The sequence below is a fragment of the Bradyrhizobium embrapense genome (assembly GCF_001189235.2).
In the GTDB taxonomy this organism is placed as follows: domain Bacteria; phylum Pseudomonadota; class Alphaproteobacteria; order Rhizobiales; family Xanthobacteraceae; genus Bradyrhizobium; species Bradyrhizobium embrapense.
Window position 1 is genome coordinate 92365 of sequence record NZ_LFIP02000009.1, and the last position, 26277, is coordinate 118641.

The following is a 26277-nucleotide window of genomic DNA, read 5'->3' on the forward strand; positions in this document are numbered from 1 at the left end:
CCTTGGGCCGCGTGTGCTTGATATCCGTCAAGATCAGTTCTGCTCTTCTCGATCATTCTGCGGACCACCATGCGGCTTGCGCTCTTTGCCGATATCCATGCCAACCGGCAGGCCTTCGCCGCCTGCCTCGATGCTGCGCGCGCGCGCGGCGCCGAGCGGCTGATCTGCCTCGGCGATATCGTCGGCTACGGCGCCGATCCGGAATGGGCCGTCGACACGGTGATGGACCTGGTCGCGAAGGGCGCGATCGCGGTGCGCGGCAACCATGACAATGCGATCGGCGTGCCGAGCGACGGCATGAATGCCGACGCGCTGGCCGCCATCGACTGGACCCGCGGCCGGCTCAGCGCCGGGCAGAAGGCCTTCCTTGCCGAGCTTCCGATCTCGCGGGAAGAGGACAACCGGCTCTACGTGCATTCCGAGGCGTCCGACCCCGCGAGGTGGCGCTATGTCCGCGACACCGCCGATGCCGCGCGCAGCATAATGGCGACCGAATTGCCGATCACGTTCTGCGGCCACATCCATCGTCCCGGCCTCTACTCGATGTCCTCGACCGCGAAGATGACGAGCTTCGTTCCGACCGCGGGCGTCGCGGTGCAGTTGCTGACCGGCCGGCGCTGGCTCGCCGTGCTCGGCTCGGTCGGCCAGCCCCGCGACGGCGATCCCGCGGCATCGTTTGCGATGTTCGACACGATCAGCCGCGAGATCACCTATCACCGCGCGCCCTACGACGTCGCGACTGCCGCGGCGCGCATCAAGGCGAGCGGCCTGCCGCTCTGGCTCGCCGATCGCCTCGCTGTCGGCAGGTGATGTCGGTGGCGGCGCTGACGATGCAGCCGGGCGCCGAGATCGATGGCTTCACCATCGGCGAGCGGGTGCACCGCGGCGGCATGGCGACGTTGTGTAGCGTCACCCATCCCGGTATCAATGTGCCGCTGCTGATGAAGGTGCCGCTCACCGCGGAGGGCGAGGATCCGGCCGCGATCGTCAGCTTCGAGATGGAGCAGATGATCCTGCCGCGGTTGTCGGGGCCGCACGTGCCGGCCTGTTTCGGCACCGGAGATTTCGAGCGCCAAGCCTATGTGGTGATGGAGCGCATCCCAGGGCAAACGCTCTACAAGCGGCTCGATGCCCTGCCGCTGCCGTATGAGGAAGTGAGGGTGATCGGCGGCAAGGTCGCCACCGCGCTCGCCAGCCTGCATCGGCAGAACGTGATCCATCACGACATCAAGCCGAGCAGCATCATGTTCCGCGAGCGCGGCGAGGCGGTGCTGATCGATTTCGGTCTCTCGCACCACCAGCATCTGCCCGATCTGTTGCAGGAGGAGTTTCGGCTGCCTTACGGTACCGCGCCCTACATGGCGCCGGAGCGGCTGCTCGGGGTGCGCGACGATCCGCGCAGCGACCTGTTTTCGCTCGGCGTGCTGCTGTATTTCTTCACCACAGGCGTCCGCCCGTTCGGCGAGACCGAGACCTTGCGGGGCATGCGCCGGCGGCTGTGGCGCGATCCGTATCCGCCGCGCAAGCTGAGGCCCGACTATCCGCCATGGTTGCAGGAGATCGTGCTGCGCTGTCTCGAGATCGACCCTGCGGCGCGCTATCCGACCGCGGCGCAGCTAGCCTTCGATCTCGGCCACCCCGAACAGGTGAAGCTGACGGCGCGGGCGCAGCGGCTGAACCGCGATCCGCTCGGCACGGTCTGGCGCCGCCGCTTCAATCTCGGGGCGGCGCCGCCGCAGCCGAAGTCCAATGCCGCGGCCCAGCTCGCATCGAGCGCGATCGTTGCCGTCGCGCTCGATCTCGGCGAAGAGGCCGAGGCGCTGAACGAGACCATCCGCGTCACCGCCGAGCAGGTGCTGTCGACGTCGCCATCGGCGCGGCTCGCCTGCGTCAACGTGCTGAAACTCAATCGACTGGCGATCGACCGCGCGCTTGACGAGCAGGGCCAGAACAGGCATGTCGACCGCCTGGTGGCGCTGCAGCACTGGGCGCGGCCGTTCAAGCTGGAGGAAAGCCGGCTGACCGTGCATGTGCTGGAGGCGATCGATCCCGCCGCCGCGATCCTGGAATTCGCCGCGGTCAACCTGGTCGACCACATCATCATCGGCGCGCGGCAGAACTCGATGCGGCGCGCGCTGCTCGGCAGCGTGTCCGCCAAGGTCGCAGCCGAAGCGCCGTGCACGGTGACCGTGGTGCGGCCGTCGCGGCTCGTGCCTGCGACCGAAGCGGGCGATGAGGCGGCGAACGCCGCGACCACGCCGCCCGCGGTTTTCTAGCTACGCTGGATCAGATCGCCTCGCCGCGCGCGGCTGCGGCGGCATTGCGGATCGCGGCGATGTTGGTCTTGTAGGCCTCGACGGTGCCGCCCTTGAACACCGCGGAGCCCGCGACGAAGGCGTTGGCGCCGGCGGCGGCGAGTTGGCCCGCGACGTCGGGCGCGACGCCGCCGTCGACCTCGATGTCGATCGGACGGCCCGCGGTCATTGCCCGGACATCGCTGATCTTGCCGATCGCCGAGCGGATGAAGGCCTGGCCGCCGAAGCCGGGATTGACCGACATGACCAGCACGAGGTCGATCAGGTCGAGCACACATTCGATCGCGCTCACAGGCGTCGCCGGATTGATCGAGACGCCGGCCTTCTTGCCGAGCGCGCGGATCGCCTGCAGCGAGCGATGCAAATGTGGGCCGGCTTCGGCATGCACCGTGATGTGGTCGCAGCCCGCCTTGGCGAACGCCTCGAGATAGGGGTCGCAGGGCGAGATCATCAGATGGGCGTCGAAGATCTTCTTGGTGTGCGGCCGCATCGCCTTGATGACATCGGGGCCGTAGGAAATGTTCGGCACAAAATGGCCGTCCATCACGTCGAGATGGATCCAGTCGGCGCCGGCCTGGTCGACGGCGCGGACCTCCTCGCCGAGCTTCGAGAAATCCGACGCCAGGATCGAGGGGGCAATAACGAGGGGACGCGGGGTGAATGACTGAGTCATAGCGCAGTTCCGAAAGACTTCAGGGGGCGACGGGTGATCCCGCCTAACATGCGGACGCGTGGCGGGCAATGCGAGCGGACGGCACCGCACAGCCGGAAATTTCTGCCGCCGGCGGCAGCTCTTGCCGGGCGGGCGGAACCCGCACCGATGCGCCAAGGCCTGGTTTTATTGGGTTTTTGCCATGGCACGCCGCTTGCTGCGCCGTGGCAAGCGTTTGAGCCGCCAGGCGCGGCCTTGTTGGAGTATTGCCATGTTATTTGCCATTGGCGCTGCGTCATCCGCCATCGATCTTTTGAGCTCGCTGATGTCGTCGAAGTCGGCGACGCAGACCGGCAGCTCCAGCCAGGCAAGCCAGTCGAGCGGGCTGTTCGCACCCTCGACCACGACGTCGACCAGCAGCACCAGCTCCGGATCGAGCAGCAGCACCCCGCAGATTTCGCCGCAGACCATGAGCGCGCTGCTCGACGCGCAGAGCCAGTCGCAGACCACGGCTTCGACCAGCACGCCGCCAACCGGCCGCGCCGATGCGCTCAAGGACCTGTTCTCGCAGATCGACGCCGACGGCAACGGCCAGATCACCAAGACCGAATTCGAGAATGCGCTCGGTGCCGGCGGCACCAACATCGCGCAGGCCGACGACGTGTTCTCCAAGCTCGACAAGAATGGCGACGGCAGCGTCAGCCTCGACGAGATGTCGCAGGCGTTGCAGGGCCACAAGGGCGGCGGCCACCATCATCGTCACATGGAAACCGGCTCGACCGATGGATCCGGCGCCAGCAGCGGCGCGGGCGGATCGAGCTCAGATCCCTTGATGCAGGCGCTGAACGGCGCGACCTCGACGTCGGTGACCAACAGCGACGGCTCGACCACCACGACGACGACCTACGCCGACGGCTCCAAGGTGTCGATGACAACGCCAGCGACAGCGTCGACCACCGGCAGCTCGAATTCCTCCTCCGCCGGCAACAACGCGACCTCGTCCTACAATTTCATCGAGCAGCTGATCGAGCGCCAGTCGCAAGCGATCTCCGCCCAGGCCTCGTCGTCGCTCTCGGTCAGCGCCTAACCGAATTTGTCCCGCCAACTCGGCAGCGCGCCGGGATAAGGCAGGGCGGTCGCTGAATGAACGCCGCGTGCGATGGCGCGCGCCACCGTGTTGGCGGCGACCCCGCCGAGCTTGCTCAGGCCGAACAGCGGATCGACCACCTTTGCGCCGGTCGCCGCGGCAAACACCACATCGCCGTCGAGCGGGGCGTGCACCGGGTAGATCGCGCGCGCCATGCCGGTCTGCGCGATCATTGCAAGGCGCCGAGCCTGCGGTTTTGTCAGTTGCGCGTCGGTGACCACCACCACGAGGGTGGTATTTTCAGCAGCGGTCGCATCCGCGCCGCCCTTCAGGCGCATCTTCAGCATGTCCGGCGTGAACGCGGAGGGCAGGCCGCGTCCGCCGAACTCGCCATCGACCTCGAACGGCGCCGCCCAGAACCACGGCCCGCCGCCGACCGTGGCGCTGCCGACTGCGTTGACCACCGCGAGTGCTGCGACCTTGATGCCGTCGTCGGTCACGGCCGACGCCGAGCCGAGGCCGCCCTTGAGGTTGGCGGTGGTCGCGCCCAGGCCAGCGCCGACGCTGCCGAGCTCGAAGTGGTCGGAGGCGGCATTCGCCGCGGCGTAACCGAGATCGCGATAGGGCGGAAAGCGTCCCCACGCCTTGTTGCCGCCGTTGAGCAGGTCGAAGCAGATTGCGCCCGGCACGATCGGGATCACCGCATCGCGGATGCGAAAGCCGCGGCCGCGCTCGGCAAGCCAGGCCTGCACGCCGCCGGCCGCATCTAACCCGAGCGCCGAACCGCCCGACAGCGTGATGGCGTCGATCGCCTCGACGACATTGTGCGGCGACAGCAGCGCGTCCTCGCGGGTGCCCGGGCCGCCGCCGCGGACGTCGATCGAGGCCACCGCCGGCCGCTCGAACAGGATGGCGGTGACGCCGGAGGCGATCACGGCGTCGTCGGCGTGGCCGACGCTCACGCCGGCAATATCGGTGAGAAGGTTTTTCACGGTGCGTCCATCCGCCTGCTGTCCGATCGATCCGATATAGCAGCCACGGCGGATAAGCAAAACGCCCCGGCGGACCGGGGCGTTTTCGTATCTCTGTCGGATCAGACGCGAAGGGCTCAGGAGCCCTTCGGATTGATCTCGGTGTAGTTGCCCTTGGCGTCCCACTTGTAGACGACATAGTCGATCGCCTTGATGTCGCCCTTGGCGTCGAAAGCCATCTTGCCGAGCACGGTGTCCCACTCGCCGGCCTTGATGGTGTCCATCACCTTCTTGGCGTCGGTCGAGCCGGCCTTGGCGACGGCCTGGGTCCACACCTGCATCGCGGCGTAGGTGTAGAGCGTGTAGCCTTCGGGGTCGATGTTCTTGCTCTTGAACTTCTCGACGATCGCCTTCGCGGTCGGCTTGTTGCGCGGGTCGGGGCCGAAGGTGAACAGCGTGCCTTCGGCGGCGGGGCCGGTGATCGAGGCGAACTCCTTGTCGTTCATGGCGTCGCCCGCCATCAGCACGGTCTGCAGGCCCTGGTCGCGCATCTGGCGAAGGATCAGGCCGGCTTCCTGATGGTAGCCGCCGACATAAACCAGATCGATATTGTCACGCTTCAGGCGCGAGACGATCGAGTTGAAGTCCTTGTCGCCCTTGTTGTAGGACTCGAACATCTTCTCCTGGAAGCCGGCCTTGTTCAGCGCCTTCTTGGTCTCGTCGGCGAGGCCTTTGCCGTAAGTGGTCTTGTCGTTCAGGATCGCGACGTTCTTGCCCTTGTAGTTCTTCACGATGTAGTCGGCGGCGACCAGGCCCTGCTGGTCGTCACGGCCGCAGACGCGCGCCACGTTCCAGAGCTTGCGCTCGGTGAACAGCGGGTTGGTCGAGGCCGGGGTGATCTGCAGCACGTTGGCGTCGGCATAGGCCTCGGAGGCCGGGATCGACGACGACGAGCAGAAATGGCCGGCCACGAACGGGATCTTCGAGGAGCCGATCTTTTCCGCGATCGAGCGCGCCTGCTTCGGATCGCAGGCATCGTCGTCGGATTCCAGCGCGAGCTTCTTGCCGAGCACGCCGCCGGCGGCGTTGATGTCGGCGACGGCCTGCTCGGCGCCGTTCTTCATCTGCCGGCCGAAAGCGGATTCGGAGCCCGTCATCGGGCCCGCGACGGCGACGGTGATGTCTTGCGCGAACGCGCTCGCCGATAACGCGAACGAAGCGCCCAATGCCAGGCCGATCAGCTTCAGTGATTTCATGAGACGTCCCTCGTGGTCGTTGCCTCTTGTGGAAGGGCTCGGCACGCCGGGCCCCAAAACCGCGGGCATTCTCGGCTGATTTCGCAGCGAAGTCACCGGCAATTTTCAGGCAAATCGACGCCGCTTACCCGTGCCGGCCGCCTTCAAGATAGGCGGCGCGGATTTCCGGGCGCTGCAGCAATTCGCTGCCGGTTCCGGTCAGCGTGATCAGGCCGTTGACCATGACATAGCCGCGATGGGCGAGCTTCAGCGCGTGGTTGGCGTTCTGCTCGACGATCAGCACGGTGAGACCGTCCTGCCGGTTCAGCGTGCGGATGGCGTCGAAGATCTGCCGTGCGATCAATGGCGCCAGCCCGAGCGACGGCTCGTCCAGCATCAAGAGGCGCGGCCGGCTCATCAGCGCACGGCCGATCGCCAGCATCTGCTGCTCGCCGCCGGACAGCGTGCCGCCACGCTGCGCGATGCGTTCCTTCAGCCGCGGAAACAGCGCGAACACGCGCTCCAGCCCGGCCTCGCGCTCGGCGTCGCTGCATTCGGTGGCATCGGCGCCCATCTGCAGGTTCTCCGCGACGCTCATGCGCGGAAAGATCCGCCGGCCCTCGGGCGATTGCGCGATGCGCAGCCGCGCGATCTCGTGGGTCGGCACGCCGGTGATGTCGTGGCCGTCATATTCGATGGAGCCGGCGCGGGCGCGCGGCCGCCCGAAGATCGTCATCATCAGCGTCGACTTGCCGGCGCCATTGGCGCCGATCAGCGCGACGATCTCCCCTCGGTTGATCTCGATGTCGACGCCCTTCAGTGCCTCGATCTTGCCATACGCCGCTCGCACGCCGCGCACCGCGAGCAGGGGTGTGGTCATCGCTCGCTCCCGTCTTCGCCAAGCGCGCGATTGTCCGTTCTCCCTCCCCCTGAAAGGGGGAGGGTTGGGGTGGGGGTTGCCTCCGCTTGCGCCAATCTCTCCATGTGCATGACCAGATCGCTGAGCACGCCCTCCAAATTCGAAAGCACGTCGTTATTCCAGTAACGGACGACTGTCACACCTTTCTCAGCGAGCCATTGCGTTCTGCGATCGTCTGCCTGCTTGCGCAACTCGGCATGCTGCCCGCCATCCACCTCTACGGCGAGATGAAGGCGGGAGCAGTAGAAGTCGACGGTGTATGGACCGATCGGATGCTGCTTGCGGAAAGAAAAACCATTGAGTTGATCGCGACGCAACGCGCGCCAGAGACAGGCTTCGGCATCGGTCATGTTGACGCGGAGAGATCGCGCACGGGCCGTCATATCTTTCGTGCGGGAAAAGCGTGACCCCCACCCGCCCGCTTCGCGGTCGACCTCCCCCTTGCAGGGGGAGGTGGGGGATTTGGCGGCTGCGCTCATCACGTGCCGCTCTCCATCACGGCGATCGCTTCTTCCTCGTCGGCGCCGAGATAGGCGGCGATCACCTTGGGGTCGTCGCGCACCGCCTGCGGCGTGCCTTCGGCGATCTTGACGCCGTAATCCATGACCACGACGTGATCGGAGATCTCCATCACGACCGACATGTCGTGCTCGATCAAAAGGATCGAGGTGCCTTGTTCGTTGCGGATCGACAGCAAGAGCTCGTTGAGGCCGCCGCTCTCGCGCGCGTTCAGTCCGGCCGCCGGCTCGTCGAGGCAGAGCAGGGCGGGCTCGGTGCACATCGCGCGCGCGATCTCGAGCCTGCGCTGGTCGCCATAGGGCAGATTGCCCGCGGCGTCGTCGGCGCGGTCGAGCAGGCCGACGCGGTCGAGCCAGGTCCGCGCCAGATCGATGGCGCGCTTTTCGGCTTCGCGCCAGGACGGCAGGCCGAGCAGGCCCAGCACGGTCAGGCCCGAGGCGCGCATCAGCGCGTTGTGCTGGGCGACCATCAGATTCTCCAAGGCGGTCATGCCGGGAAACAGCCGGATGTTCTGGAAGGTGCGCGCCACCTTGGCCTGCTTGGAGATGCGGAAATCGTTCAGCCGCTCGAGCTGGATCATGCGGCCGTCATCGTGAACGAGACGGATCGCGCCGCCACTCGGCCGGTAGAAGCCGGTGATGCAGTTGAACACGGTGGTCTTGCCGGCGCCGTTCGGCCCGATCAGCGCGGTGATCTTGCGCCGCTCGGCGGTGAAGGAGAGCTCGTTGACCGCGACGATGCCGCCGAAGCGCATCATCAGGCGGTCGACGGTGAGGATATGGTCGCCGCTCATCCGTGGCCCTCCTTGACGAGGTCGGAGGAGATCGCCTGGTTGCGCTCCAGGAACACGGTCGGCGCGCGATGGCCGACCAGTCCGCGCGGCCGCCAGATCATCAGCAACACCATTGCCATGCCGAACACCAGCATGCGGTACTGATCGAGGCCGCGGAACAGCTCGAAGCCGCCGATCATGCAGAGCGCGGCCAGCGCGACGCCCAGTTGCGAGCCCATGCCGCCAAGCACCACGATCGCAAGCACCAGCGCCGATTCCTGGAAGGTGAAGGATTCCGGGCTGATGAAGCCCTGCCTTGTCGCGAAGAACGCGCCGGCGAAGCCGCCGAACATCGCGCCGGTCGCGAACGCCGTCAGCTTGGTGGTCGTGGTGTTGATGCCGAGCGCGCGGCAGGCGACCTCGTCCTCGCGCAGCGCCTCCCAGGCGCGGCCGATCGGCAGCCGTCGCAGCCGGATCGTCACCCAGTTGGTGAGCAGCGCCATCGCCAGGATCAGATAGAACAGGAAGACGAGGCGGTGGGTCGGCGAGAACTCGATGCCGAGCTTGGCGGCGAGCCCGTCGTCACCCGGCGTCAGTGGAATGCCGAACATGGTCGGTCGCGGAATCCCCGAGACGCCGTTGGGGCCGCCGGTCAGGCTCTGCCAGTTGATGATGACGAGGCGGATGATCTCGCCGAAGGCGAGCGTCACGATCGCCAGATAATCGCCGCGCAGCCGCAGCACCGGGAAGCCGAGCAGCACGCCCCAGAACGCCGCCAGGATGCCGGCGAGAGGCAGGCAGACCCAGAACGACAATCCGAAATTGGTCGCGAGCAGCGCGTAGGAATAGGCGCCGACCGCATAGAACGCGACATAGCCGAGGTCGAGCAGGCCGGCGAGGCCGACCACGACGTTGAGGCCCCAGCCCAGCATCACATAGGTCAGGACCAGGATCGACAGGTCGAGAATGTAGCGCTGGTTGTAGAAGATGACCGGCACGAGGAAGGTGAACACCAGCAGCGCCGGCGCCAGCCAGCGACCGGCGAACGAGAACGCCGATTGCACCGGCTTCGGCACGATGCTGTCCTTGTCGACCGGTCCCCACCACTGCCGCAGCAGCTCGACGATGATGCTGCCGCCGAACACGGTGCCGACGAGAGCGGCGAGATCGCCGAACCGGGTCCAGTAGATCAGGCCGCCTTGCGGGCCGGCCTCGGTGCGAATGCCGATCATCAGCGAGAACAGCACCAGCGCGACCAACGCGCTGATCAGGGCTTTCTTGAGAATGAAGGCGCTGCCCGAGGGCTGCGCGGCGGGCGATGGGCGGGCTGAGGTCGCGCTCACGAAGTGCCTGTCAGACTTTTTCGACTTCGGGACGGCCAAGCAGGCCGGTCGGCATGAAGATCAGCACCACGATCAGGATCGAGAACGCGGCGACGTCCTTGTACTCCACCGAGAAATAGGCCGACCAGAACGTCTCAATCAGACCGATCGCAAGCCCGCCGAGCATCGCGCCGGGCAGCGAGCCGATGCCGCCGAGCACGGCGGCGGTGAACGCCTTGATGCCGGCGACGAAGCCCATGAAGAAATCGACCAGGCCGTAATACAGCAGATACATCATGCCGGCGACGGCGGCGAGCGCGGCACCGATCACGAAGGTCATCGAGATGGTGCGGTCGACGTCGACGCCAAGCAGTGCGGCCATGGTCTGGTCCTGCTCGCAGGCGCGCATGTCGCGCCCGAGCCGGGTGCGCGACACCAGCCAGGTGAACAGCGCCAGCACCACGATGGTGGCGAGCACGACCATGATCTGGATGTTGGAGAGCTGCACGGCGAAGCCTTGCGAGCCCTCGTGCAGCGTGTAGCCGCCGGTGATGATCGGCGGCACCGGCTTGACCCGCGCGCCCTGCGACACCTGCGAGAAGTTGGTCAGCACGAACGACATGCCGATCGCCGACAGCATCGGCGCGAGGCGGAACGAATGCCGCAACGGCCGGTAGGCGATGCGCTCGATGGTCCAGCCATAGAGCGCGGTGATTGCCATCGAGACCAGCAGCACGATCAGCAGGATCAGGGGGATCGCGGTGAGGCCGAGCGACACCAGCACCAGGAACGAGATCAGCGCGATGAAGCCGCCGATCATGAAGATGTCGCCGTGGGCGAAGTTGATCATGCCGACGATGCCGTAGACCATCGTATAGCCGATGGCGATCAGGCCGTAGATCGAACCGAGTACGAGGCCGTTGATCAGTTGCTGGGCGAAATAATCCATGCGCTGCCGTAACTCGAGGGGTGACGCGCCGAGGGCCCCCGGCAGCCTGATCCGTCGCGTCGTGGTATTTTCTAACAGCGGAACCCCGGCGGCGGCAACAGCGTGGCAGCTGCAGACAAGGGCTTGTACATAACTACTTTGGCGGGTGCGGTTCCGATGTCACAGGGGCGACACCTCGTTGCCTTGCAATGATCACGCCGGAACCCGTGTTCCCCGCGCAATCGGTGGAATTTCAGCCCGGCGGGGCCGGAAGCCAGATCCGGAGGTGCCGGTTCAGTGCAAATGAGCAGATGCAACAAAAGGGGGTCTCGCCGAACGGCGAGGCCGTTAGCTCATTTGTTGCTGCTTTCTGTTCAGGCCAACTGATCGGCGAAGCGGCCGCGGAAGGCGTATGAACCGAAATGCGTGAGCTCGCTGCGCAGGTCGAGCCAGATTTCGCCGCCGAGATCGAGCCAGCGCCGGCAGAAGGCGTAATCCTCCGACAGATACTCGCCGGTCGTCTTGTCGATCATGCATTCGAACAGCGAGACGCGGTCGAGGTCGGCGCGAACCAGGTTGCCGGTGTTCAGGTCGTTGCTCTTGTGGTTCGCCCGATATTTCAGTTCGGGATGGGCGTCGCACAGCCTGACGAGGGCGGATCGTTTCATCATCAGGAAGCCGGTGCCGGCATATCGGACCTTGGCGAAGCCGTCGCCGCGCGCCGTAAGCTGGTCGCCCTCCCATGTGACGACATAGTCCAGCGAGGATGACGCGAGGTTCTTGCGCTTGGCATCCGCAGCCCGCTGCACCTTTGCCCAATCGATGTGCTTGAGCGGGTAGGCCGCGGCCGAAACCTCGGCGTCGCAATCCAGCAGCCGGAAGACAGACTCGGGTTCGAACCCGATATCGGCATCGATGAACAGGAGATGGCTCGCGCCGGATACAAGGAACTGGTGGGCTAGCTCGTTGCGGGCGCGGACGATCAGCGATTCGTTTCCGATCAGATGGAACTGGATGTCGATGCCGCGGGCAGTGGCTGCGGCCTGAAGCTTCAGGGCGGACAGCACATAGGCCATCTTGAGGTCGCCGCCGAAGCAGGGCGTCGCGACAAAAATACGGGTTCTTTCGGTCATTTTACCCCCTTTATCCCGGCCGGCGCGGGTGCCGGCCCGGCCGATCGCATCGATCCGGAACCATCGCACCGCGCTTAACCTTAACAAAGGGTTTAAATTGCCGCCGGCAATTGATCGGCGTTACCTCGCGGGCTGAACCGTCGCTGCCCAAATGGCGCCGGAAGCACGGGAAGCGGCAATGTCGAACAACTGGCGGATCAGCTCCTTCAACGGCGCGCTGCTTGCGGCCTATTTCATTCCGGTCTGGACCATCATCGCCTTCAGCATCATGGTGTCGCCGATCCACGGCCTCTATGAGCGGCCGAGCGTGTCGATCGCGCTCTATGCCAATGACTATCTGCACCTCGGCAAGATGGCGACGGTGCGGCTGGCATGGCTCTTGGCGCTGGCGCGGATCACGGTGGTGGCGTTCTTCGCGGTGTTCCTTGCGTTGGCCGCGTTCTCGCCGCTCCGCAAGACCAGCAGCGGCGGCGACGAGGCGCTGGCGGTGGCGCTGTGCCTCGGCAGCGTGCTGAGCTTCGCCAGCATGATGATGGCCTCCAAGGTCGGCGAGATCGAGGCATTGCGGATGCATGCCGCCGAGCTTCTGATGCTGCTCGGCACCGCGATCGTAATGCTGTTCGAGACCGCGCCGAAGCGAGCCGCCGCGTTGCCAGCTGCCAAGGCGCCTGCCGCTGAGGCGGGGGCGCCGGCAGGCGAGCTATCCCTTCAGCAGCCCTAGTTCGGCAATGATCGCGCCGGCTTCCTTGACGGCGTGGTTGGCCGCAGGCACGCCGCAATAGATCGCCTGCTGCAGCAGGATCTCCTTGATGTCTCCGGGCGTGAAGCCGCCTTCGCTGAGCGCGGCGCGCACATGCAGGCGAAACTCGTCCCACTGGCCGAGCGCGACCATCGTGCCGATCACCAGCACGCGGCGGGTGCGGTGATCGAAATGCGGCCGGGTCCAGATGTCGCCCCACGCGTAGCGCGTGATCAGGTCCTGGAAGTCGGTGTTGAACGCGTTGCGGTTTGTGATCGACCTGTCGACCCATTCGTTGCCGAGCACCTTGCGGCGCTGCGTCATGCCGTCGTCGCGGCGCTGATTGTCGTCCATGAATGTCTCCTCACGAAATCGTAGCCCGGATGGAGCGCAGCGCAATCCGGGGTTCAGCATTCACAGCAAGGACCGGTCCCGGATTTCGCTTCGCTCCATCCGGGCTACGCAGGTCTTGCGGTCAACGTTGCGTCAGGAAGCCGACCACGGCTTCCGTGAACGCGTGCGACTGCTCGACATTGGAGATGTGCGCGGCGTCGAGCAGCGTCATGCTGGCGCCGGGAATGCCGCTGCGGATCATCTCACCGGCCGACACCGGCGTCGCCATGTCCTGCTTGCCTGCGATCACGAGCGTCGGGCTCTTGATCCTGGGCAGGAGCGCGCGCTGGTCGAGCGTCGAGAGCGCTTCGCAGCAGGCGAGATAGCCTTCTACCGGAGAGGCCAGCAGCATCGCCTTCATGCGCGCGGTGGTCTCCGGCTCGCGCTCGCGGAAGTCGGCGGTCAGCCAGCCCGCGATCACGGTGTCGGCGACGGCTGCGATGCCGCCTTGCTTCACCGCCCTGATGCGGTTCAGCCAGTTGGTCGGATCGGGGTAATAGCAGGCGGTGTTGGCGAGGATGATCTTGCCGAATCTGTCAGGCGCGTTGGCCCCTAACCACTGCCCGACCATGCCGCCCATCGACAGGCCGCACCAGTGCACCTTCTCGATGTTGAGGTCGTTGAGGATCGCCAGCACGTCGCGGCCGAACCGCTCCATCGAGTAGGGCCCCGCCGGCACGCCGGATTTGCCGTGGCCTCTGCGATCGTAGCGGACGACGCGGAACATCTGCGTCAGCGCCCGCATCTGCGGCTCCCACATCTGCAAGGTGCAGCCGAGCGAGTTCGACAGCATCAAGGTCGGCCCGCCATCGCGGCCATCCACCTGGACGTTCAGCAGGCATCCGTCGGCATTGATCATCGGCATCGGCTCGTCCCTCTCGTTATCCCGCTACTTGTCATCCAGCGAGGCCAGCAGGCGGTCGATCAGCGCCTGCGAGGCGCCCTGATAGGCCATCGGCTCGAACAGGTCTGCGATACGCTTGGTGTCGAGATGCGCGGTGACCTTGGCATCCGCGGACAGCACGTCGCGCAAATGCTTCTTCTCCGCGACCGCCTGCTTGCTGGCAGCTTCGATCAGATGATGAGCGTCACTCTTGCCGATCTTTTCGGCCAGCGCAAAGGTGACGGCTTCCGCCATGATCAATCCATGGGTCGCATCGAGATTGGCGCGCATCCGCGCGGCGTCGACCTCGAGCCCTTCGGCGAGATCGACGATGGCGGCGAGCGCGCCCGAGGTCACCAGCATCAGGGCCGGCAGGGTCGGCCATTCCGCATGCCACGGGCCGGCGCTGCGCTCATGGTCCTGCACCTGCGCGGCGAGCATCGTGGCAGCGAGGTTCGGCGCCATGGTCGCGGCCCCCAGCGCGCTCGCAGCGGCGACCGGATTGCGCTTGTGCGGCATGGTCGAGGAGCCGCCGCGGCCGGCGCCCGCGGGCTCGAAGGCTTCGCCGACATCGGTCTGCATCATCAGCGAGACGTCGCGCGCGATCTTGCCGCAGCTGCCGGCGAGGATCGCGAACACGGAGGCGGCCTCGGCGATGCGGTCGCGGTGGGTGTGCCAGGGCGCATCCGGCAGGGGCAGGTCGAGCTCCTTCGCCAGCGCTGCTGCGACCGAAAGTCCGTTGTCGCCGAGCGCTGCAAGCGTGCCGGCGGCGCCGCCGAATTGCAGCGCCAGCGTCTCGCGGCGCAGGCGCAGCAAGCGCTTGCGGGAGCGGTGCAGGGCCGCCGCATATTCGGCGAGCTTGAGCCCGAACGGCATCGGCAGCGCATGCTGCAGCCAGGTCCGCGCCACCACGGCCGTGTGGCGATGGGCGCGGGCTAGCTTCGCAAAACCCGCAACGGCGCGGTCGAGGTCGGCGAGCAGGGCATCGATGCCGGCGCGCAACGACAGCATGGTCGCGGTATCGATGACGTCCTGACTGGTCGCGCCCCAATGCACATAGCGCGCCGCCTGGGCATCCTTCTTGGCGACATTGGCGGTCAGGGCCTTCACCAGCGGGATCGCCAGGTTGCCCGAGCGCGTCGCGGCATCGGCCAGCGCGGCGAGGTCGAATGATTCGGCCTTACAGGCCGCGGCGATCGGTCCGGCACTGGCCGCGGGAATCACGCCGCAGGCCACCTCGGCGCGGGCCAGCGCGGCCTCGAAGTCCAGCATGTTTTGCAGGGTGGCGGCGTCGTCGCACACCACGCGCATCGCGGCGCTCGACAGCATCGGCGCAAGCAGGGGGGAGAGGGCTGTGCTCATGGCGCGCGACCTAACCACTCCTGCGCGTCGCTGCCAATGCCCCGCGTTGCCGTCATATTCAGCAAGCGGATTGCGCGATTTCGTGAACGGCGGACGCGTCTTGCTGCGCTGCGAATATGCATCGCACATCCTCCGAAGGTGCCCTTTCCTTTGCGCGTCGGCTGCTTTACTTGGGGGCAAAGGTTTCTTGCGACCAAAGGAGGTCCCCCATGGCCATGACGATGACCGGCGAAGTCCAGCTTGCGGCGCCGCGCCAGGCTGTGTGGGACAAGCTCAACGATCCCGAGGTGCTGAAAGCCTGCATTCCCGGCTGCGAAGAGCTGGAGAAGACCGACGAGGGCGGCTTCCGCGCCACCGCCAAGATGAAGGTCGGCCCGGTCTCCGCCCGCTTCAAGGGCAAGGTCATGTTGAGCGACCTCGATCCGCCGAACGGCTACAAGATTTCGGGTGAAGGCGAGGGCGGGGTCGCCGGCTTCGCCAAGGGCGGCGCCACCGTCGGCCTTGCCGACAAGGATGGCGGCACGCTGCTGAGCTACAACGTAGAGGCGCAGATCGGCGGCAAGCTCGCCCAGCTCGGCCAGCGCCTGATCAACGGCGCCGCCAAGAAGCTGGCGGACGAATTTTTTGCAAATTTCGCCAAAGCGGTGCAGGGTTAGCCCTGCAGGCGGGCCGGCTCATTCAGGCCCCGCGATGCCTTGCCGTTATGTCCTGGAAGGGTGGCTCGAAAGGTTGCCCATCGCGGGGCGCGCCCATATTATGCCGTCTGGAATGATTTTAAACCGCCTGCTTCGCCGATATGCGGTGGGGCAGATAAGAGAGTGCTGATGGCCAAGATTTCAATGATCGTGAACGGCAACCCCGTTAACGCGAACGTCGACCCCCGTACCCTTCTGGTCCAGTTTCTGCGCGAAAACCTGCGGCTGACGGGTACCCATGTCGGCTGCGACACCTCGCAGTGCGGCGCCTGCGTCGTGCACCTGGACGGCAAGGCGGTGAAGTCCTGCACGACGCTTGCGGTGATGGCCGACGGTCATGAGGTCAAGACCATCGAGGGGCTTGCGGCCGACGGCGCGCCGCTGCATCCGATGCAGGAGGCGTTCCGCGAGCATCATGGCCTGCAGTGCGGCTTCTGCACGCCGGGCATGATCATGACCGCGGTCGACCTCGTGCATCGCAAGGGCCACGACCTCTCCGACGAGGTGATCCGCGAGGAGCTGGAAGGCAATCTGTGCCGCTGCACCGGCTACCAGAACATCGTTGCTTCGATCGCCGCCGGCGCCAAGGCGATGGCCAAATCGGACCTCGCCTAAATCAGCAATTCGTCGCGACCGCGATCAGGACAATCCAATGTACGAATTCAAATATCATCGCCCCGGCACCGTACGGCAGGCCGCCAACCTCTTGGTGAAGAACGAGGACGCCAAGCTGATCGCCGGCGGTCACACGCTGGTGCCGGTCATGAAGCAGCGGCTCGCGAGCCCGCCGCATCTGGTCGACCTCTCCCATATCGAAGGTCTCGACACCATCGAGATGAAGGGCCGCTCGCTGGTGATCGGCGCCACCGCCAAGCACGCCGAGGTCGCGAACTCCGCTGTTGTCGGCGAGGCGATCCCGGCGCTGGCCGAGCTTGCCGGTCTGATCGGCGATCCCGCCGTGCGCCACCGCGGTACCATCGGCGGCTCGCTCGCCAACAACGACCCGACAGCCGATTATCCGGCCGCCGTGCTGGCGCTCGGTGCCACCATCGTCACCAACAAGCGCCGCCTGAAGGCCGAGGAGTATTTCCAGGGCCTGTTCTCGACTGCGCTGGAGGCCGACGAGATCATCACCAAGGTGATGTTCCCGCTGCCGAAGAAGGCGGCGTACATCAAGTTCCGCAACCAGGCTTCGCGTTACGCGTTGGTCGGTGTGTTCGTGGCCAAGCGTCCGTCCGACGTGCGCGTCGCGGTCACGGGCGCGGGCTCCGACGGCGTGTTCCGCGTCGCTGCGTTCGAGGAGGCCCTGAAGAAGCGCTTCTCGCACAAGGTGCTCGACGGCATCGCGGTTTCGGCCGAAGGGCTGAACAGCGACCTGCACGGCAGTGCGGAATATCGCGCCCACCTGATCGGCGTTCTGACGCGCCGGGCGGTGGAAGCCGCCAACGCCAAGGACTAGCTAAGGACTACATCCAAGGGACTAGATCCGAACTGGATCCCAAGGATTAGATCTGACGCGTGATGTTGCTAACCCCTGTTCGAAGACTGGCAGTTCCATGAGCGCATCGGCGTTACCCACTTCCGTCGATGCGCTCGAGGAGCTGCTGACATCGCGCGGCTATCTCGCCGAACGCTCGCTCGCGACCGTGACCTATCTGGCGCTGCGCATGGGGCGGCCGCTGTTCCTGGAAGGCGAGGCCGGGGTCGGCAAGACCGAGATCGCCAAGGTGCTGTCGGCGGCGCTGGGGCGCAAGCTGATCCGCCTGCAATGCTATGAAGGCCTCGACGTCGCCTCCGCCGTCTATGAGTGGAGCAGCGCCGCGCAGATGATCGCGATCCGCCTTGCGGAAGCTTCCGGCGATACCGATCGCGACCAGCTTGCGAGCGACATTTTCGCCGAGCGCTTCCTGATCAAGCGGCCGCTGCTGCAGGCGCTGGAGCCTGACGTTGCTGGCCCGCCGGTGCTGCTGATCGACGAGCTCGACCGCGCCGACGAGGCATTCGAGGCGTATCTGCTCGAAATCCTCAGCGACTTCCAGGTCACCATCCCCGAGCTCGGCACCGTGAAGGCGCCGGCGCCGCCGATCGTCATCATCACCTCGAACCGCACCCGCGAGATCCACGACGCGCTGAAGCGCCGCTGCCTCTATCACTGGGTGGATTATCCCACCGCCGAGCGCGAACTCGCGATCGTCAAGTCGCGGGTCCCGAACATTTCCGCAAAGCTGTCGCAGCAGGTGGTGCGCTTCGTGCAGGCGCTGCGCAACCAGGATTTCTACAAGTCGCCGGGTGTCGCCGAGACCATCGACTGGGCCACCGCGCTGTCCGAGCTCGACGCGCGCTCGCTGACGCCGCAGGTGGTCGGCGACACGCTCGGCGCGCTCTTGAAGTACCAGGACGACATCGCGCGCATGCAGGGCGATGCGTTGCAGAAGACATTGAAGGAAGCGACGAGCGAGACGTAAGTCGCGCCGCAATAAAGGTTCGTCATTCCGGGGCGCGCGGAGCGCGAGCCCGGAATCCATCGGGCCGCATCATACGTGGATAAATGGATTCCGGGTTCACGCTTCGCGTGCCCCGGAATGACGAGGCAAAGACACGATGCCCATCAACCACCTCAATCCGCCGACCGGCCACATGGCCGACAACGTGATCGGCTTTGCCCGCGCGCTGCGGGCGGCCGGGCTTCCGGTCGGGCCGGGCTCGGTGATCGATGCGCTCGACGCGCTGCAGCTGATCGAGGTCGGCAACCGCTCCGACTTCTACGCCACGCTGGAGGCGATCTTCGTCAAGCGCCACGAGCACGCGCTGATCTTCCGCCAGGCCTTTATGCTGTTCTTCCGCGCCGCCGAGGAGTGGAAGAGCATGCTGGATTCCGTCCCGCTGCCCGACCATGCCAGGAAGAAGCCGCCACCGGCCTCGCGCCGGGTGCAGGAGGCGATGGCGCAGCCGGCGAAGAGCGAGGAGCGGCCTCAGGCCCAGGAACAGGAGCTCAAGCTCTCGGTTTCCGACAAGGAGATCCTGCAGAAGAAGGATTTCGCGCAGATGACCGCGGCCGAGATCGCCGAGGTGACGCGCGAGATCGCCAAGATGCGGCTGCCGCAGGCCGAGCTCGTCACCCGCCGCTACCAGCCCGACGCGCGCGGCTTGCGGCTCGACATGCGCCGCACCGTGCGCAACTCGCTGCGCACCGGCGGCGAGATCATCGATATCAGGAAGCTCGGCCGGATCGAGAAGCCGACGCCGATCGTGGCGCTGCTCGATATCTCCGGCTCGATGAGCGAGTACACAAGGCTATTCCTGCACTTCCTGCACGCCATCACCGATTACCGCAAGCGGGTCTCGGTATTCCTGTTCGGCACCCGCCTGACCAATGTGACGCGGGCGTTACGGGCGCGTGACCCCGACGAGGCGCTGGCGAGCTGCACGTCCTCGGTCGAGGACTGGGCCGGCGGAACGCGGATCGCGACCTCGCTGCATAGCTTCAACCAGCTCTGGGCCCGCCGGGTGCTCGGGCAGGGCGCCATCGTCCTCCTTATATCCGATGGACTAGAACGGGAGGCCGATGCCAAACTGGCCTTCGAGATGGACCGTTTGCACCGCTCCTGCCGCCGCCTGATCTGGCTCAACCCGCTGCTGCGCTATTCAGGCTTCGAGGCCAAGGCGCAGGGCATCAAAATGATGCTGCCCCACGTTGACGAATTTCGCCCGGTGCATAACTTGACGTCCATCAAGGGCTTGATCGGGGCGCTGTCGTCGCCGCCGCCGGCGCACCACCGCAGCCTGATCCGTTCCGTAGCCTGAGAAGCCTGACCCGATAGCAGGAGGCCACCATGCTGAACCGCGACGAAGACATCCTTCAGGCCGCCGAGACCTGGCAGAAGCAGGGCCATGGCGTGGCGCTCGCCACCGTGGTCGAGACCTGGGGCTCGGCGCCGCGCCCGGCCGGCTCGAGCCTCGTCATCAATGACGACGGCACGTTTCTCGGCTCGGTCTCCGGCGGCTGCGTGGAGGGCGCGGTCGTGACCGAGGCGCTCGACGTGATCGCGAGCGGCCAGCCAAAAATGCTCGAATTCGGCGTCGCCGACGAGACGGCCTGGAATGTCGGCCTGTCCTGCGGCGGCACCATCCGCGTGTTCGTCGAGAAGGTCGGTTAGCCGTGAAGATCCAGGTCCTCAAGGAGCTGAACGCCGAGCGCGCCGCGCGCCGTCCGGTGATCATCGTCACCGACACCACTACTGGCGAGCAGCGCCTGGTCAAGGCCAAAGACATCGCCGCCGATCCGCTGCGCGCCGAGCTTTCCAAGCAGCTGCGGATGGGCAAGAGCGGGAATGTCGAGGTCGCGGGCAACAAGCTGTTCCTCAACGTCTACGCGCCGACCGCAAAGCTCGTGATCATCGGCGCGGTCCATATCAGCCAGGCGCTGGCGCCGCTGGCGCGCTCGCTCGACTATGACGTGACGGTGGTCGATCCGCGCACGGCGTTTGCAACCCCTGAGCGTTTCCCCGACGTGCCGCTGGTTGCCGAATGGCCCGACGTCGCGCTGCCGCCGCTCAACGTCGATCATTACACCGCGTTCGTCGCGGTGACGCACGATCCGAAGATCGACGATCCGGCGCTGCTGCATGCCTTCGACCGTGACTGCTTCTATATCGGCGCCCTCGGCTCGCGGAAGACGCACGCCAAGCGCGCCGAGCGGCTGCGCGCGCAGGGCGCCAAGGAGAGCGACATCGCCCGCATCCATGCGCCGATCGGGCTTGACATCGGCGCGGTGTCGCCGTCGGAGATCGCGGTCGCGATCATGGCCGAGATCACCGCGCAGCTGCGTTTGCCTCCCAAAGAAAAAGAAGAAGCGGCATGAAGTTCGGTCCCGCCAGTCCGGCCGACGCGATTGGCGGCGTCACCGTGCATACGCTTCGCCAGGGCACGCTGGTACTCAAGAAGGGCACCACGATCGGCCCGGATGAGGCCGATGCGCTGACCAGGGCCGGCGTCAAGGACGTCGTCGTGGTGCGGCTCGAGGAGGGTGACGTCTCCGAGGACGTCGCAGCTGCAAGCATCGCACAGGCGGTGGCGGGCGAGGGCGTCAATGTCGAGCGCGCCTTCACCGGCCGCGCCAATCTGTTCGCGGCGCGCCCCGGCGTGCTGGTGGTCGACCGTGCCGCGGTGGATCGCATCAACGGAGTGGACGAAGCGATCACCTTCGCGACGCTCGCGGCGTTCAAGCCGGTGGTCGAAGGCGAGATGATCGCAACCGTCAAGCTGATCCCGTTCGGCGTCGAGGGCCGCTTGCGCGATGCCGCCGTCGCGGTCGCCGGCAAGGACACGCTGCGGATCGCGCCTTACGTGATCAAGAAGGTCGGCGTGGTCTCGACGCTGCTGCCTGGCCTCGCGCCCAAGGTGATCGACAAGACGCTGCGCGTCACCGCCGAGCGGCTGGCGCCGGCCGGAGCCACCATCATCGCTGAGCGCCGCGTGCCGCATGACGAAACGGTGCTCGCAGCCGCGATCAAGGAATTGCTCGGCCTCGGGGCCGAACTCGTCATCGTGTTCGGCGCATCCGCGATCGCCGACCGCCGCGACGTCATCCCGGCCGCGATCACGGAGATCGGCGGCGCCATCGAGCATTTCGGCATGCCGGTCGATCCCGGTAATCTGCTCTTGATCGGAAGCGCCGGCGGCGTGCCGGTGCTGGGCGCGCCGGGTTGTGCGCGCTCGCCGGTCGAGAACGGCTTTGACTGGGTGCTGATGCGGCTGCTCGCCGGCATCAAGGTAACGCGGTCCGATCTCACCGGCATGGGCGTCGGCGGGCTGCTGATGGAGATCGTGACGCGGCCGCAGCCGCGCACCGTCCCCGACACCGAAGGCAACCGCAACGTCGCGGCGATCGTGCTCGCCGCCGGCCGCTCGACCCGGATGGGCGGTCCGAACAAGCTGCTCGCCGATCTCGACGGCAAGAAGCTCGCGCGAATCGTCGCCGAGCAGGCGCTGGCCTCGAAGGCCTCGGAGGTGATCGTCGTTACCGGCCATCAGGCCGACCTGGTCGAGCAGGCGCTGGATGGACTCAAGGTCAAGTTCGTCCGCAACCCGGATTTCGCCGGCGGCCTCGCGAGCTCGGTGAAGGCCGGCATCTCGGCGGTCTCCGACAGCGCCGATGGCGCGGTCGTCTGCCTCGGCGACATGCCGCTGATCGATGCCAGGCTGATCGATCGCCTGATCGACACCTTCGCCCCCGACCGCGGCCATCTGATCGCGGTCCCGGTCAGCGAGGGCCGCCGCGGCAATCCCGTGTTGTGGTCGCGGCGTTTCTTCAAGGAATTGATGACGCTCGACGGTGACATCGGCGCCCGTCACCTGATCGCCAAGCATGCCGAAGTGGTCGCCGAGGTCCCGGTCGAAGGCAACAGCGCCTTCCTCGACATCGACACCCCGCAGGCGCTGGAAGCGGCGAGGCGGGGCTAGCTCCATCCGCTGTCGTCCCGGCCAAGCGAAGCGCGCGTGGCCCAGAACCACCGATGCGAATTGTCTTGCGAGGCTGGGGCCGCTACCCTCCAACAACAACGTTCGGTGGTTTTGGGGTCCCTTCGCCGGGACGACGAGTGGATGAAGCTCGTTTAAACCGTCATTCACCATCTGGAAACGACCCCTGCGTACAGTCCGCGCCGGACTTTGGGGGATTTCCGCTTGATCATTTCGACCGCCGCCGCGCAGCGCCGCGCGCTGACGATTCTCGTCCTGACATTGCTGCTCGGTGCCACGCGTTTCTCCGTGGAAAACTTCGTCCCCAAGGCTCATGCGGCCGGCGCGTTCGCGGTCGGCAAGTGCGGGGCGTATGGCCAGGCCTACGACTATCCGGCGGAGGGCGCGGCGCGCGCCGCGGCGCTGAAGCAGTGCAAGGGCGATTGCGCCACCGTCACCATGAAGCGCGCCTGTGCCGCGCTCGCGATCGACATGAAGAATCCCTGCGGCGCCCATGGCTATGCGGTGGCGCCGAAAATCTCGAGCTCGCTCAATGCCGCGACCAAGAAGTGCTACGACTACGGCGGCAAGGAATGCGTGATCCGCGCCTGGGCCTGCGACGCCAAGGGATAGGTGCGGGCAGCGTGCCGGCGATCCCTGCGGTCATGCGGGCTCCAACAGGTCCTCCAGGAAACGAACATCGGCGTTTGACGGGCAGGTGAGGGATGCTCGGTCAGGACTGGTGTTCGCCACCTGCCTGCCGCTAAACTTTACCCCATGCAGTTCGACACCAAGATCGCGGTCGTGATCCGCACCGACCTGGAAGTCTGGCAGAAGCTCAACGTGGCGTCGTTTCTCGCTGGTGGCATCGCCGCTTCCTTCCCCGAATGTATCGGCGAGAATTACCAGGACGGCTCGGGGACGAAATATCTGTCCCTGATCGGCCAGCCGATCCTGATCTACGGCGCCGATCGCGCGCAACTGTCGCGCGCGCTGGAACGTGCGCTGGCGCGCGACGTGAAGCCGGCGCTCTACACCGAGGACATGTTCAAGACCACGCATGATGCCGCCAACCGCGAGGTGGTGAAGGCGGTCGCACGTAGCGACCTCAACCTGGTCGGCCTCGCCTTTCGTGCCGAGCGCAAGGTGGTCGACAAGGTCCTCGATGGGCTGAAGTTTCACACATAGCGCGACACCGCTTCCCGCCGTCATTCCGGGGCCACGCGCAGCGTCGAGTCCTGGAATCCAATCATCCAGGAGTTCTGCGGCTCAATGGATTCCGGGCTCTCGCTTCGCGAGCCCCGGAATGACAAAGAACGTGCGGTGATTTGATCGCGCTCAAGCCGGCGAACAGCAACCTTTTGTAAGGGAACGCGTTACCTCATATCGAATTGACAATGACTGACCAGTCAGTCATATTGTGGTCATGACAAAGCGCACCGGAAGCACGACCCGCACCCAGCCGACCAAACGCCGGACCACGATCCGGGCCGCCGCGGCGAGGACCCCGAAGGTGACCTCGGCCAAACTGGCTGAGGTCAAGCCCGCCTCGAACCGCGCCGAGAAATCGGCCGAGCGGCGCGCGGCGATCATCGAGGCGGCGATGGATGAGTTCATCGCACGCGGCTATGCCGCGACGCGGCTCGACGACGTCGCTAAGCGCGCGGGCGTCGCCAAGGGCACGCTCTATCTCTACTTCAAGGACAAGGAGACGATGTTCGAGGAGCTGATCCGCACCGCGCTGGTGCCGCTGATCAGCCGCATGACGGCGCTGCCGACCATCACCGGTCCGGTGCGCGACGCGGTGGAGGGATTTGCCGAGACCTTCATGCGCGAGGTCGTGGCGACCCGGCGTGGCGACATCATCCGGCTGATCGTGTCCGAGGGGCCGCGCTTCCCGGCGATCGCCGATTTCTATTTCCGCGAGGTGGTGTCGAAGGGCCTTGCCGGCATGAAGGCATTGGTCCAGCTCGCGATCACGCGCGGCGAGATCAAGCACCGAGAGCTCGGGGATTTCCCGCAGCTGGTCGTGGCGCCCGCGATCGTCGCGGTGATCTGGCAGAGCCTGTTTTCCCGCCACGCGCCGCTCGATGGGCTGGCGATGTTCAAGGTGCATCTCGATCTGATCTTCGGCGAACGGAGCAAGAAATGACCGCGTCGCGCATGATGAGGCTGATCGCCGCCGTCGCGCTGGCGGCGGCGCTGGCCGGCTGCAAGGAGAAGCGGGATCCCGGCTTCCAGGGCTGGGTCGAGGCCGACATGATCTTCGTCAGCCCGGATGAATCCGGCCGCGTCATCAAGCTCAACGTCCGCGAGGGCGACGAGGTCAAGCCCGGCGATCTGCTCTATTCGGTCGACGACGATCTGCAGCGCGCCGATCTCAACCAGAACAACGCGACGCTCGCCAACGCCCAGCAGAGCTACGATCGCGCCGCCTCGCTGCGCGGCACCGGCGCCGGCACCCAGGCCAATCTGGATGCCGCCGTCTCGGCGCTGCGCGTCGCGGAGGCGCGCGTCGTCACCTCGCAGACGCGGCTCGACCGCCGCAAGGGCTTTGCGCCGATCGCAGGCTCGATCCAGCAGATCTATTTCCGCGAGGGAGAGATGGTGCAGGCACAGCGGCCGGTGCTGTCGATCATGCCGCCCGGCAACATGAAGCTGCGCTTCTTCGTGCCGGAGACCGAGCTGCCGAAGCTTGCGCTCGGCGACGAGGTGAGGGTGACCTGCGACAATTGCGCCAACGATCTCACCGCCAAGATCTACTTCATCGCCACCACGGCGGAGTACACGCCGCCGGTCATCTACAGCCTCGATGAGCGCAACAAGCTGGTCTATCTGATCCAGGCGCGGCCGAGCCGGCCCGATAGCTTACGCGTCGGCCAGCCGATCAGCATCTACCTCAATCCCAAGACGCCGGTGGCGGATCGCAGATGAACGGCGGCCCCACCAGCGCGCAGCCCAACGCAGCTTCCATCGCGATCGATGTGAAGGGCCTGACCAAATCGTTCGGCGGGCGCGAGGTGGTCCACGACCTGTCGATGCAGGTCAAGCGCGGCGAGATCTACGGATTCCTCGGCCCCAACGGCAGCGGCAAGACCACGACCATCCGCATCCTCTGCGGCCTGCTGACGCCGGACAGCGGCGAGGGCACCTGCCTCGGCTACGACATCCGGCGCGATGCCGACAAGATCAAGCGCAAGGTCGGCTACATGACGCAGCGCTTCAGCCTCTACCAGGATCTTTCAGTGCGAGAGAATCTGGAGTTCGTGGCGCGGCTCTACGGGATGCCCGATGCGCGCGGCGCCGCGCGCGACATGATTGCGCGCATCGGGCTGACGGGGCGGGAGGAGCAGCTCGCCGGCGAACTGTCCGGCGGCTGGAAGCAGCGGCTCGCGCTCGGCGCCTGCACGCTGCCCAATCCGCAATTGCTGCTGCTCGACGAGCCGACCGCCGGCGTCGACCCCAAGGCGCGGCGCGATTTCTGGAACGAGATCCATGCGCTTGCCGCCGAAGGCCTCACTGTGCTGGTCTCGACCCATTACATGGACGAGGCCGAGCGCTGTCACGAGATCGCCTATATCGCCTACGGCCACCTCCTGGCGCACGGCACGGTGGACGAGGTGATCGCGAAGTCGGCGCTGTCGACCTGGACGGTGACGGGCGAGGATTTCAACGGGCTGATGGCCGAGCTTGCCGGCAAGCCCGGCGTCGACATGGCGGCGCCGTTCGGCACCAGCCTGCACGTCTCCGGCCGTGACAAGGCGGCGCTGGAGAGCGCGATCGCGCCATATCGCGGCAATCCGAAGTGGCACTGGCAGCCGAGCGAGCCGTCGCTCGAAGACGTCTTCATCGACCTGATGGGGCGCTCCAAAGACAACTTTCAGGGATAGGGT

Annotated in this window: 29 protein-coding genes; 17 read left to right on the top strand and 12 right to left on the bottom strand. The window is 66.1% G+C overall.

What is annotated here, in order from left to right; genetic code table 11:
* Positions 1-69: 69 nt before the first annotated feature.
* Together AKN83_RS30310 and AKN83_RS30315 are read left to right on the top strand one after the other, a co-directional pair.
* Positions 70-810 (top strand): metallophosphoesterase family protein, encoded by a 741-nt coding sequence (locus AKN83_RS30310; protein WP_050401977.1) that lies wholly within the window; start codon positions 70-72, stop codon positions 808-810.
* Complete coding sequence (locus tag AKN83_RS30315) at positions 810-2276, top strand: serine/threonine protein kinase (RefSeq protein WP_172803645.1); 1467 nt, start codon at positions 810-812, stop codon at positions 2274-2276. Before AKN83_RS30310 ends, AKN83_RS30315 begins: the two co-directional genes overlap by 1 nt.
* A 10-nt stretch (positions 2277-2286) precedes the next feature.
* On the opposite strand, the gene rpe is transcribed toward AKN83_RS30315, so the two are convergent.
* Complete coding sequence (gene rpe, locus AKN83_RS30320) at positions 2287-2988, bottom strand: ribulose-phosphate 3-epimerase (protein WP_050401976.1); 702 nt, start codon at positions 2986-2988, stop codon at positions 2287-2289.
* 250 nt (positions 2989-3238) lie between these two features.
* Between rpe and AKN83_RS30325 the strand changes: the two genes are divergently transcribed.
* Positions 3239-4054, top strand: coding sequence for an EF-hand domain-containing protein (locus tag AKN83_RS30325; protein ID WP_050401975.1), 816 nt, complete (start codon positions 3239-3241; stop codon positions 4052-4054).
* Here the strand turns inward: AKN83_RS30325 and AKN83_RS30330 are convergent.
* The 8 genes from AKN83_RS30330 to AKN83_RS30365 all read right to left on the bottom strand — a co-directional run bounded on the left by AKN83_RS30330 (position 4051) and on the right by AKN83_RS30365 (position 11853).
* Complete coding sequence (locus tag AKN83_RS30330) at positions 4051-5046, bottom strand: P1 family peptidase (RefSeq protein ID WP_050402058.1); 996 nt, start codon at positions 5044-5046, stop codon at positions 4051-4053. The two genes, AKN83_RS30325 and AKN83_RS30330, sit on opposite strands and share 4 nt — an antisense overlap.
* Positions 5047-5162: 116 nt before the next feature.
* On the bottom strand, positions 5163-6281 hold the full coding sequence (locus tag AKN83_RS30335) for a branched-chain amino acid ABC transporter substrate-binding protein (RefSeq protein ID WP_050401974.1): 1119 nt from the start codon (positions 6279-6281) through the stop codon (positions 5163-5165).
* 124 nt (positions 6282-6405) lie between these two features.
* Positions 6406-7140, bottom strand: a complete 735-nt coding sequence (locus AKN83_RS30340) for an ABC transporter ATP-binding protein (RefSeq protein WP_063695595.1) — start codon at positions 7138-7140, stop codon at positions 6406-6408.
* Positions 7137-7658: an endonuclease domain-containing protein gene (locus AKN83_RS30345; protein ID WP_244522160.1), complete on the bottom strand. Its 522-nt coding sequence runs from the start codon at positions 7656-7658 to the stop codon at positions 7137-7139. The genes AKN83_RS30340 and AKN83_RS30345 overlap by 4 nt, the downstream gene beginning before the upstream one ends.
* Positions 7658-8491 carry an ABC transporter ATP-binding protein gene (locus AKN83_RS30350; RefSeq protein WP_050401971.1) on the bottom strand — a complete coding sequence of 278 codons (834 nt, stop codon included), beginning with the start codon at positions 8489-8491 and terminating at the stop codon, positions 7658-7660. Before AKN83_RS30350 ends, AKN83_RS30345 begins: the two co-directional genes overlap by 1 nt.
* A complete protein-coding gene (gene livM, locus AKN83_RS30355; protein ID WP_050401970.1) occupies positions 8488-9813 on the bottom strand; it encodes a high-affinity branched-chain amino acid ABC transporter permease LivM in 1326 nt (441 codons plus the stop codon). The genes AKN83_RS30350 and livM overlap by 4 nt, the downstream gene beginning before the upstream one ends.
* Positions 9814-9823: 10 nt before the next feature.
* Positions 9824-10741 carry an ABC transporter permease subunit gene (locus AKN83_RS30360; RefSeq protein WP_018272404.1) on the bottom strand — a complete coding sequence of 306 codons (918 nt, stop codon included), beginning with the start codon at positions 10739-10741 and terminating at the stop codon, positions 9824-9826.
* A gap of 353 nt (positions 10742-11094) precedes the next feature.
* A complete protein-coding gene (locus tag AKN83_RS30365; RefSeq protein ID WP_050402057.1) occupies positions 11095-11853 on the bottom strand; it encodes a hypothetical protein in 759 nt (252 codons plus the stop codon).
* Positions 11854-12031: 178 nt separating this feature from the next.
* On the opposite strand from AKN83_RS30365, the gene AKN83_RS30370 reads away from it, so the two are divergent.
* The gene (locus tag AKN83_RS30370; protein ID WP_063695618.1) at positions 12032-12574 is read left to right on the top strand and encodes a hypothetical protein; all 543 of its coding nucleotides are present in this window, start codon (positions 12032-12034) and stop codon (positions 12572-12574) included.
* On the opposite strand, the gene AKN83_RS30375 is transcribed toward AKN83_RS30370, so the two are convergent.
* The 3 genes from AKN83_RS30375 to AKN83_RS40085 all read right to left on the bottom strand — a co-directional run bounded on the left by AKN83_RS30375 (position 12554) and on the right by AKN83_RS40085 (position 15230).
* Positions 12554-12946: a carboxymuconolactone decarboxylase family protein gene (locus AKN83_RS30375; RefSeq protein ID WP_050401969.1), complete on the bottom strand. Its 393-nt coding sequence runs from the start codon at positions 12944-12946 to the stop codon at positions 12554-12556. The two genes, AKN83_RS30370 and AKN83_RS30375, sit on opposite strands and share 21 nt — an antisense overlap.
* A gap of 121 nt (positions 12947-13067) precedes the next feature.
* On the bottom strand, positions 13068-13850 hold the full coding sequence (gene pcaD, locus AKN83_RS40080) for a 3-oxoadipate enol-lactonase (RefSeq protein ID WP_050401968.1): 783 nt from the start codon (positions 13848-13850) through the stop codon (positions 13068-13070).
* A 24-nt stretch (positions 13851-13874) separates the two neighbouring features.
* On the bottom strand, positions 13875-15230 hold the full coding sequence (locus AKN83_RS40085) for a 3-carboxy-cis,cis-muconate cycloisomerase (RefSeq protein WP_050402056.1): 1356 nt from the start codon (positions 15228-15230) through the stop codon (positions 13875-13877).
* A 209-nt stretch (positions 15231-15439) separates the two neighbouring features.
* Here AKN83_RS40085 and AKN83_RS30390 point away from each other — a divergent pair, with 209 nt between their 5' ends.
* The 13 genes from AKN83_RS30390 (at position 15440) to AKN83_RS30450 (ending at position 26274) form a co-directional block, all read left to right on the top strand.
* Positions 15440-15886: an SRPBCC family protein gene (locus tag AKN83_RS30390; protein WP_021077805.1), complete on the top strand. Its 447-nt coding sequence runs from the start codon at positions 15440-15442 to the stop codon at positions 15884-15886.
* A gap of 168 nt (positions 15887-16054) precedes the next feature.
* Positions 16055-16540 carry a (2Fe-2S)-binding protein gene (locus tag AKN83_RS30395; RefSeq protein WP_021077804.1) on the top strand — a complete coding sequence of 162 codons (486 nt, stop codon included), beginning with the start codon at positions 16055-16057 and terminating at the stop codon, positions 16538-16540.
* Positions 16541-16577: 37 nt separating this feature from the next.
* A complete protein-coding gene (locus AKN83_RS30400) occupies positions 16578-17384 on the top strand; it encodes an FAD binding domain-containing protein (protein ID WP_050401967.1) in 807 nt (268 codons plus the stop codon).
* Positions 17385-17481: 97 nt separating this feature from the next.
* Positions 17482-18390 carry an AAA family ATPase gene (locus AKN83_RS30405; RefSeq protein ID WP_050401966.1) on the top strand — a complete coding sequence of 303 codons (909 nt, stop codon included), beginning with the start codon at positions 17482-17484 and terminating at the stop codon, positions 18388-18390.
* Positions 18391-18526: 136 nt separating this feature from the next.
* On the top strand, positions 18527-19729 hold the full coding sequence (locus AKN83_RS30410; RefSeq protein WP_050401965.1) for a vWA domain-containing protein: 1203 nt from the start codon (positions 18527-18529) through the stop codon (positions 19727-19729).
* 29 nt (positions 19730-19758) lie between these two features.
* Positions 19759-20082 (top strand): XdhC family protein, encoded by a 324-nt coding sequence (locus AKN83_RS30415; RefSeq protein WP_021077800.1) that lies wholly within the window; start codon positions 19759-19761, stop codon positions 20080-20082.
* A gap of 2 nt (positions 20083-20084) precedes the next feature.
* Positions 20085-20786 (top strand): XdhC family protein, encoded by a 702-nt coding sequence (locus tag AKN83_RS30420; protein WP_050401964.1) that lies wholly within the window; start codon positions 20085-20087, stop codon positions 20784-20786.
* Complete coding sequence (locus AKN83_RS30425; RefSeq protein ID WP_050401963.1) at positions 20783-22387, top strand: NTP transferase domain-containing protein; 1605 nt, start codon at positions 20783-20785, stop codon at positions 22385-22387. Before AKN83_RS30420 ends, AKN83_RS30425 begins: the two co-directional genes overlap by 4 nt.
* A gap of 279 nt (positions 22388-22666) precedes the next feature.
* The gene (locus tag AKN83_RS30430; protein ID WP_050402055.1) at positions 22667-23017 is read left to right on the top strand and encodes a DUF4189 domain-containing protein; all 351 of its coding nucleotides are present in this window, start codon (positions 22667-22669) and stop codon (positions 23015-23017) included.
* A gap of 144 nt (positions 23018-23161) precedes the next feature.
* Positions 23162-23572 (top strand): DUF2000 family protein, encoded by a 411-nt coding sequence (locus tag AKN83_RS30435; RefSeq protein WP_050401962.1) that lies wholly within the window; start codon positions 23162-23164, stop codon positions 23570-23572.
* 238 nt (positions 23573-23810) lie between these two features.
* Positions 23811-24536: a TetR/AcrR family transcriptional regulator gene (locus tag AKN83_RS30440; RefSeq protein ID WP_050401961.1), complete on the top strand. Its 726-nt coding sequence runs from the start codon at positions 23811-23813 to the stop codon at positions 24534-24536.
* Entirely contained in the window at positions 24533-25318 is a 786-nt protein-coding gene (locus AKN83_RS30445; protein WP_050401960.1) for an HlyD family secretion protein, read from the top strand. Before AKN83_RS30440 ends, AKN83_RS30445 begins: the two co-directional genes overlap by 4 nt.
* On the top strand, positions 25315-26274 hold the full coding sequence (locus AKN83_RS30450; protein ID WP_050401959.1) for an ABC transporter ATP-binding protein: 960 nt from the start codon (positions 25315-25317) through the stop codon (positions 26272-26274). Before AKN83_RS30445 ends, AKN83_RS30450 begins: the two co-directional genes overlap by 4 nt.
* Positions 26275-26277: the final 3 nt, after the last annotated feature.

What these genes read in the sequence shown, in the direction of transcription:
- AKN83_RS30310 (WP_050401977.1), top strand. Translation starts at nt 70, where the DNA reads ATGCGGCTTGCGCTCTTTGCCGATATCCATGCCAACCGGCAGGCCTTC.
- AKN83_RS30315 (WP_172803645.1), top strand. Translation starts at nt 810, where the DNA reads ATGTCGGTGGCGGCGCTGACGATGCAGCCGGGCGCCGAGATCGATGGC.
- rpe (WP_050401976.1), bottom strand. Translation starts at nt 2,988, where the DNA reads ATGACTCAGTCATTCACCCCGCGTCCCCTCGTTATTGCCCCCTCGATC.
- AKN83_RS30325 (WP_050401975.1), top strand. Translation starts at nt 3,239, where the DNA reads ATGTTATTTGCCATTGGCGCTGCGTCATCCGCCATCGATCTTTTGAGC.
- AKN83_RS30335 (WP_050401974.1), bottom strand. Translation starts at nt 6,281, where the DNA reads ATGAAATCACTGAAGCTGATCGGCCTGGCATTGGGCGCTTCGTTCGCG.
- AKN83_RS30340 (WP_063695595.1), bottom strand. Translation starts at nt 7,140, where the DNA reads ATGACCACACCCCTGCTCGCGGTGCGCGGCGTGCGAGCGGCGTATGGC.
- AKN83_RS30345 (WP_244522160.1), bottom strand. Translation starts at nt 7,658, where the DNA reads ATGAGCGCAGCCGCCAAATCCCCCACCTCCCCCTGCAAGGGGGAGGTC.
- AKN83_RS30350 (WP_050401971.1), bottom strand. Translation starts at nt 8,491, where the DNA reads ATGAGCGGCGACCATATCCTCACCGTCGACCGCCTGATGATGCGCTTC.
- AKN83_RS30360 (WP_018272404.1), bottom strand. Translation starts at nt 10,741, where the DNA reads ATGGATTATTTCGCCCAGCAACTGATCAACGGCCTCGTACTCGGTTCG.
- AKN83_RS30365 (WP_050402057.1), bottom strand. Translation starts at nt 11,853, where the DNA reads ATGACCGAAAGAACCCGTATTTTTGTCGCGACGCCCTGCTTCGGCGGC.
- AKN83_RS30370 (WP_063695618.1), top strand. Translation starts at nt 12,032, where the DNA reads ATGTCGAACAACTGGCGGATCAGCTCCTTCAACGGCGCGCTGCTTGCG.
- AKN83_RS30375 (WP_050401969.1), bottom strand. Translation starts at nt 12,946, where the DNA reads ATGGACGACAATCAGCGCCGCGACGACGGCATGACGCAGCGCCGCAAG.
- pcaD (WP_050401968.1), bottom strand. Translation starts at nt 13,850, where the DNA reads ATGCCGATGATCAATGCCGACGGATGCCTGCTGAACGTCCAGGTGGAT.
- AKN83_RS40085 (WP_050402056.1), bottom strand. Translation starts at nt 15,230, where the DNA reads ATGAGCACAGCCCTCTCCCCCCTGCTTGCGCCGATGCTGTCGAGCGCC.
- AKN83_RS30390 (WP_021077805.1), top strand. Translation starts at nt 15,440, where the DNA reads ATGGCCATGACGATGACCGGCGAAGTCCAGCTTGCGGCGCCGCGCCAG.
- AKN83_RS30395 (WP_021077804.1), top strand. Translation starts at nt 16,055, where the DNA reads ATGGCCAAGATTTCAATGATCGTGAACGGCAACCCCGTTAACGCGAAC.
- AKN83_RS30400 (WP_050401967.1), top strand. Translation starts at nt 16,578, where the DNA reads ATGTACGAATTCAAATATCATCGCCCCGGCACCGTACGGCAGGCCGCC.
- AKN83_RS30405 (WP_050401966.1), top strand. Translation starts at nt 17,482, where the DNA reads ATGAGCGCATCGGCGTTACCCACTTCCGTCGATGCGCTCGAGGAGCTG.
- AKN83_RS30410 (WP_050401965.1), top strand. Translation starts at nt 18,527, where the DNA reads ATGCCCATCAACCACCTCAATCCGCCGACCGGCCACATGGCCGACAAC.
- AKN83_RS30415 (WP_021077800.1), top strand. Translation starts at nt 19,759, where the DNA reads ATGCTGAACCGCGACGAAGACATCCTTCAGGCCGCCGAGACCTGGCAG.
- AKN83_RS30425 (WP_050401963.1), top strand. Translation starts at nt 20,783, where the DNA reads ATGAAGTTCGGTCCCGCCAGTCCGGCCGACGCGATTGGCGGCGTCACC.
- AKN83_RS30435 (WP_050401962.1), top strand. Translation starts at nt 23,162, where the DNA reads ATGCAGTTCGACACCAAGATCGCGGTCGTGATCCGCACCGACCTGGAA.
- AKN83_RS30440 (WP_050401961.1), top strand. Translation starts at nt 23,811, where the DNA reads ATGACAAAGCGCACCGGAAGCACGACCCGCACCCAGCCGACCAAACGC.
- AKN83_RS30445 (WP_050401960.1), top strand. Translation starts at nt 24,533, where the DNA reads ATGACCGCGTCGCGCATGATGAGGCTGATCGCCGCCGTCGCGCTGGCG.
- AKN83_RS30450 (WP_050401959.1), top strand. Translation starts at nt 25,315, where the DNA reads ATGAACGGCGGCCCCACCAGCGCGCAGCCCAACGCAGCTTCCATCGCG.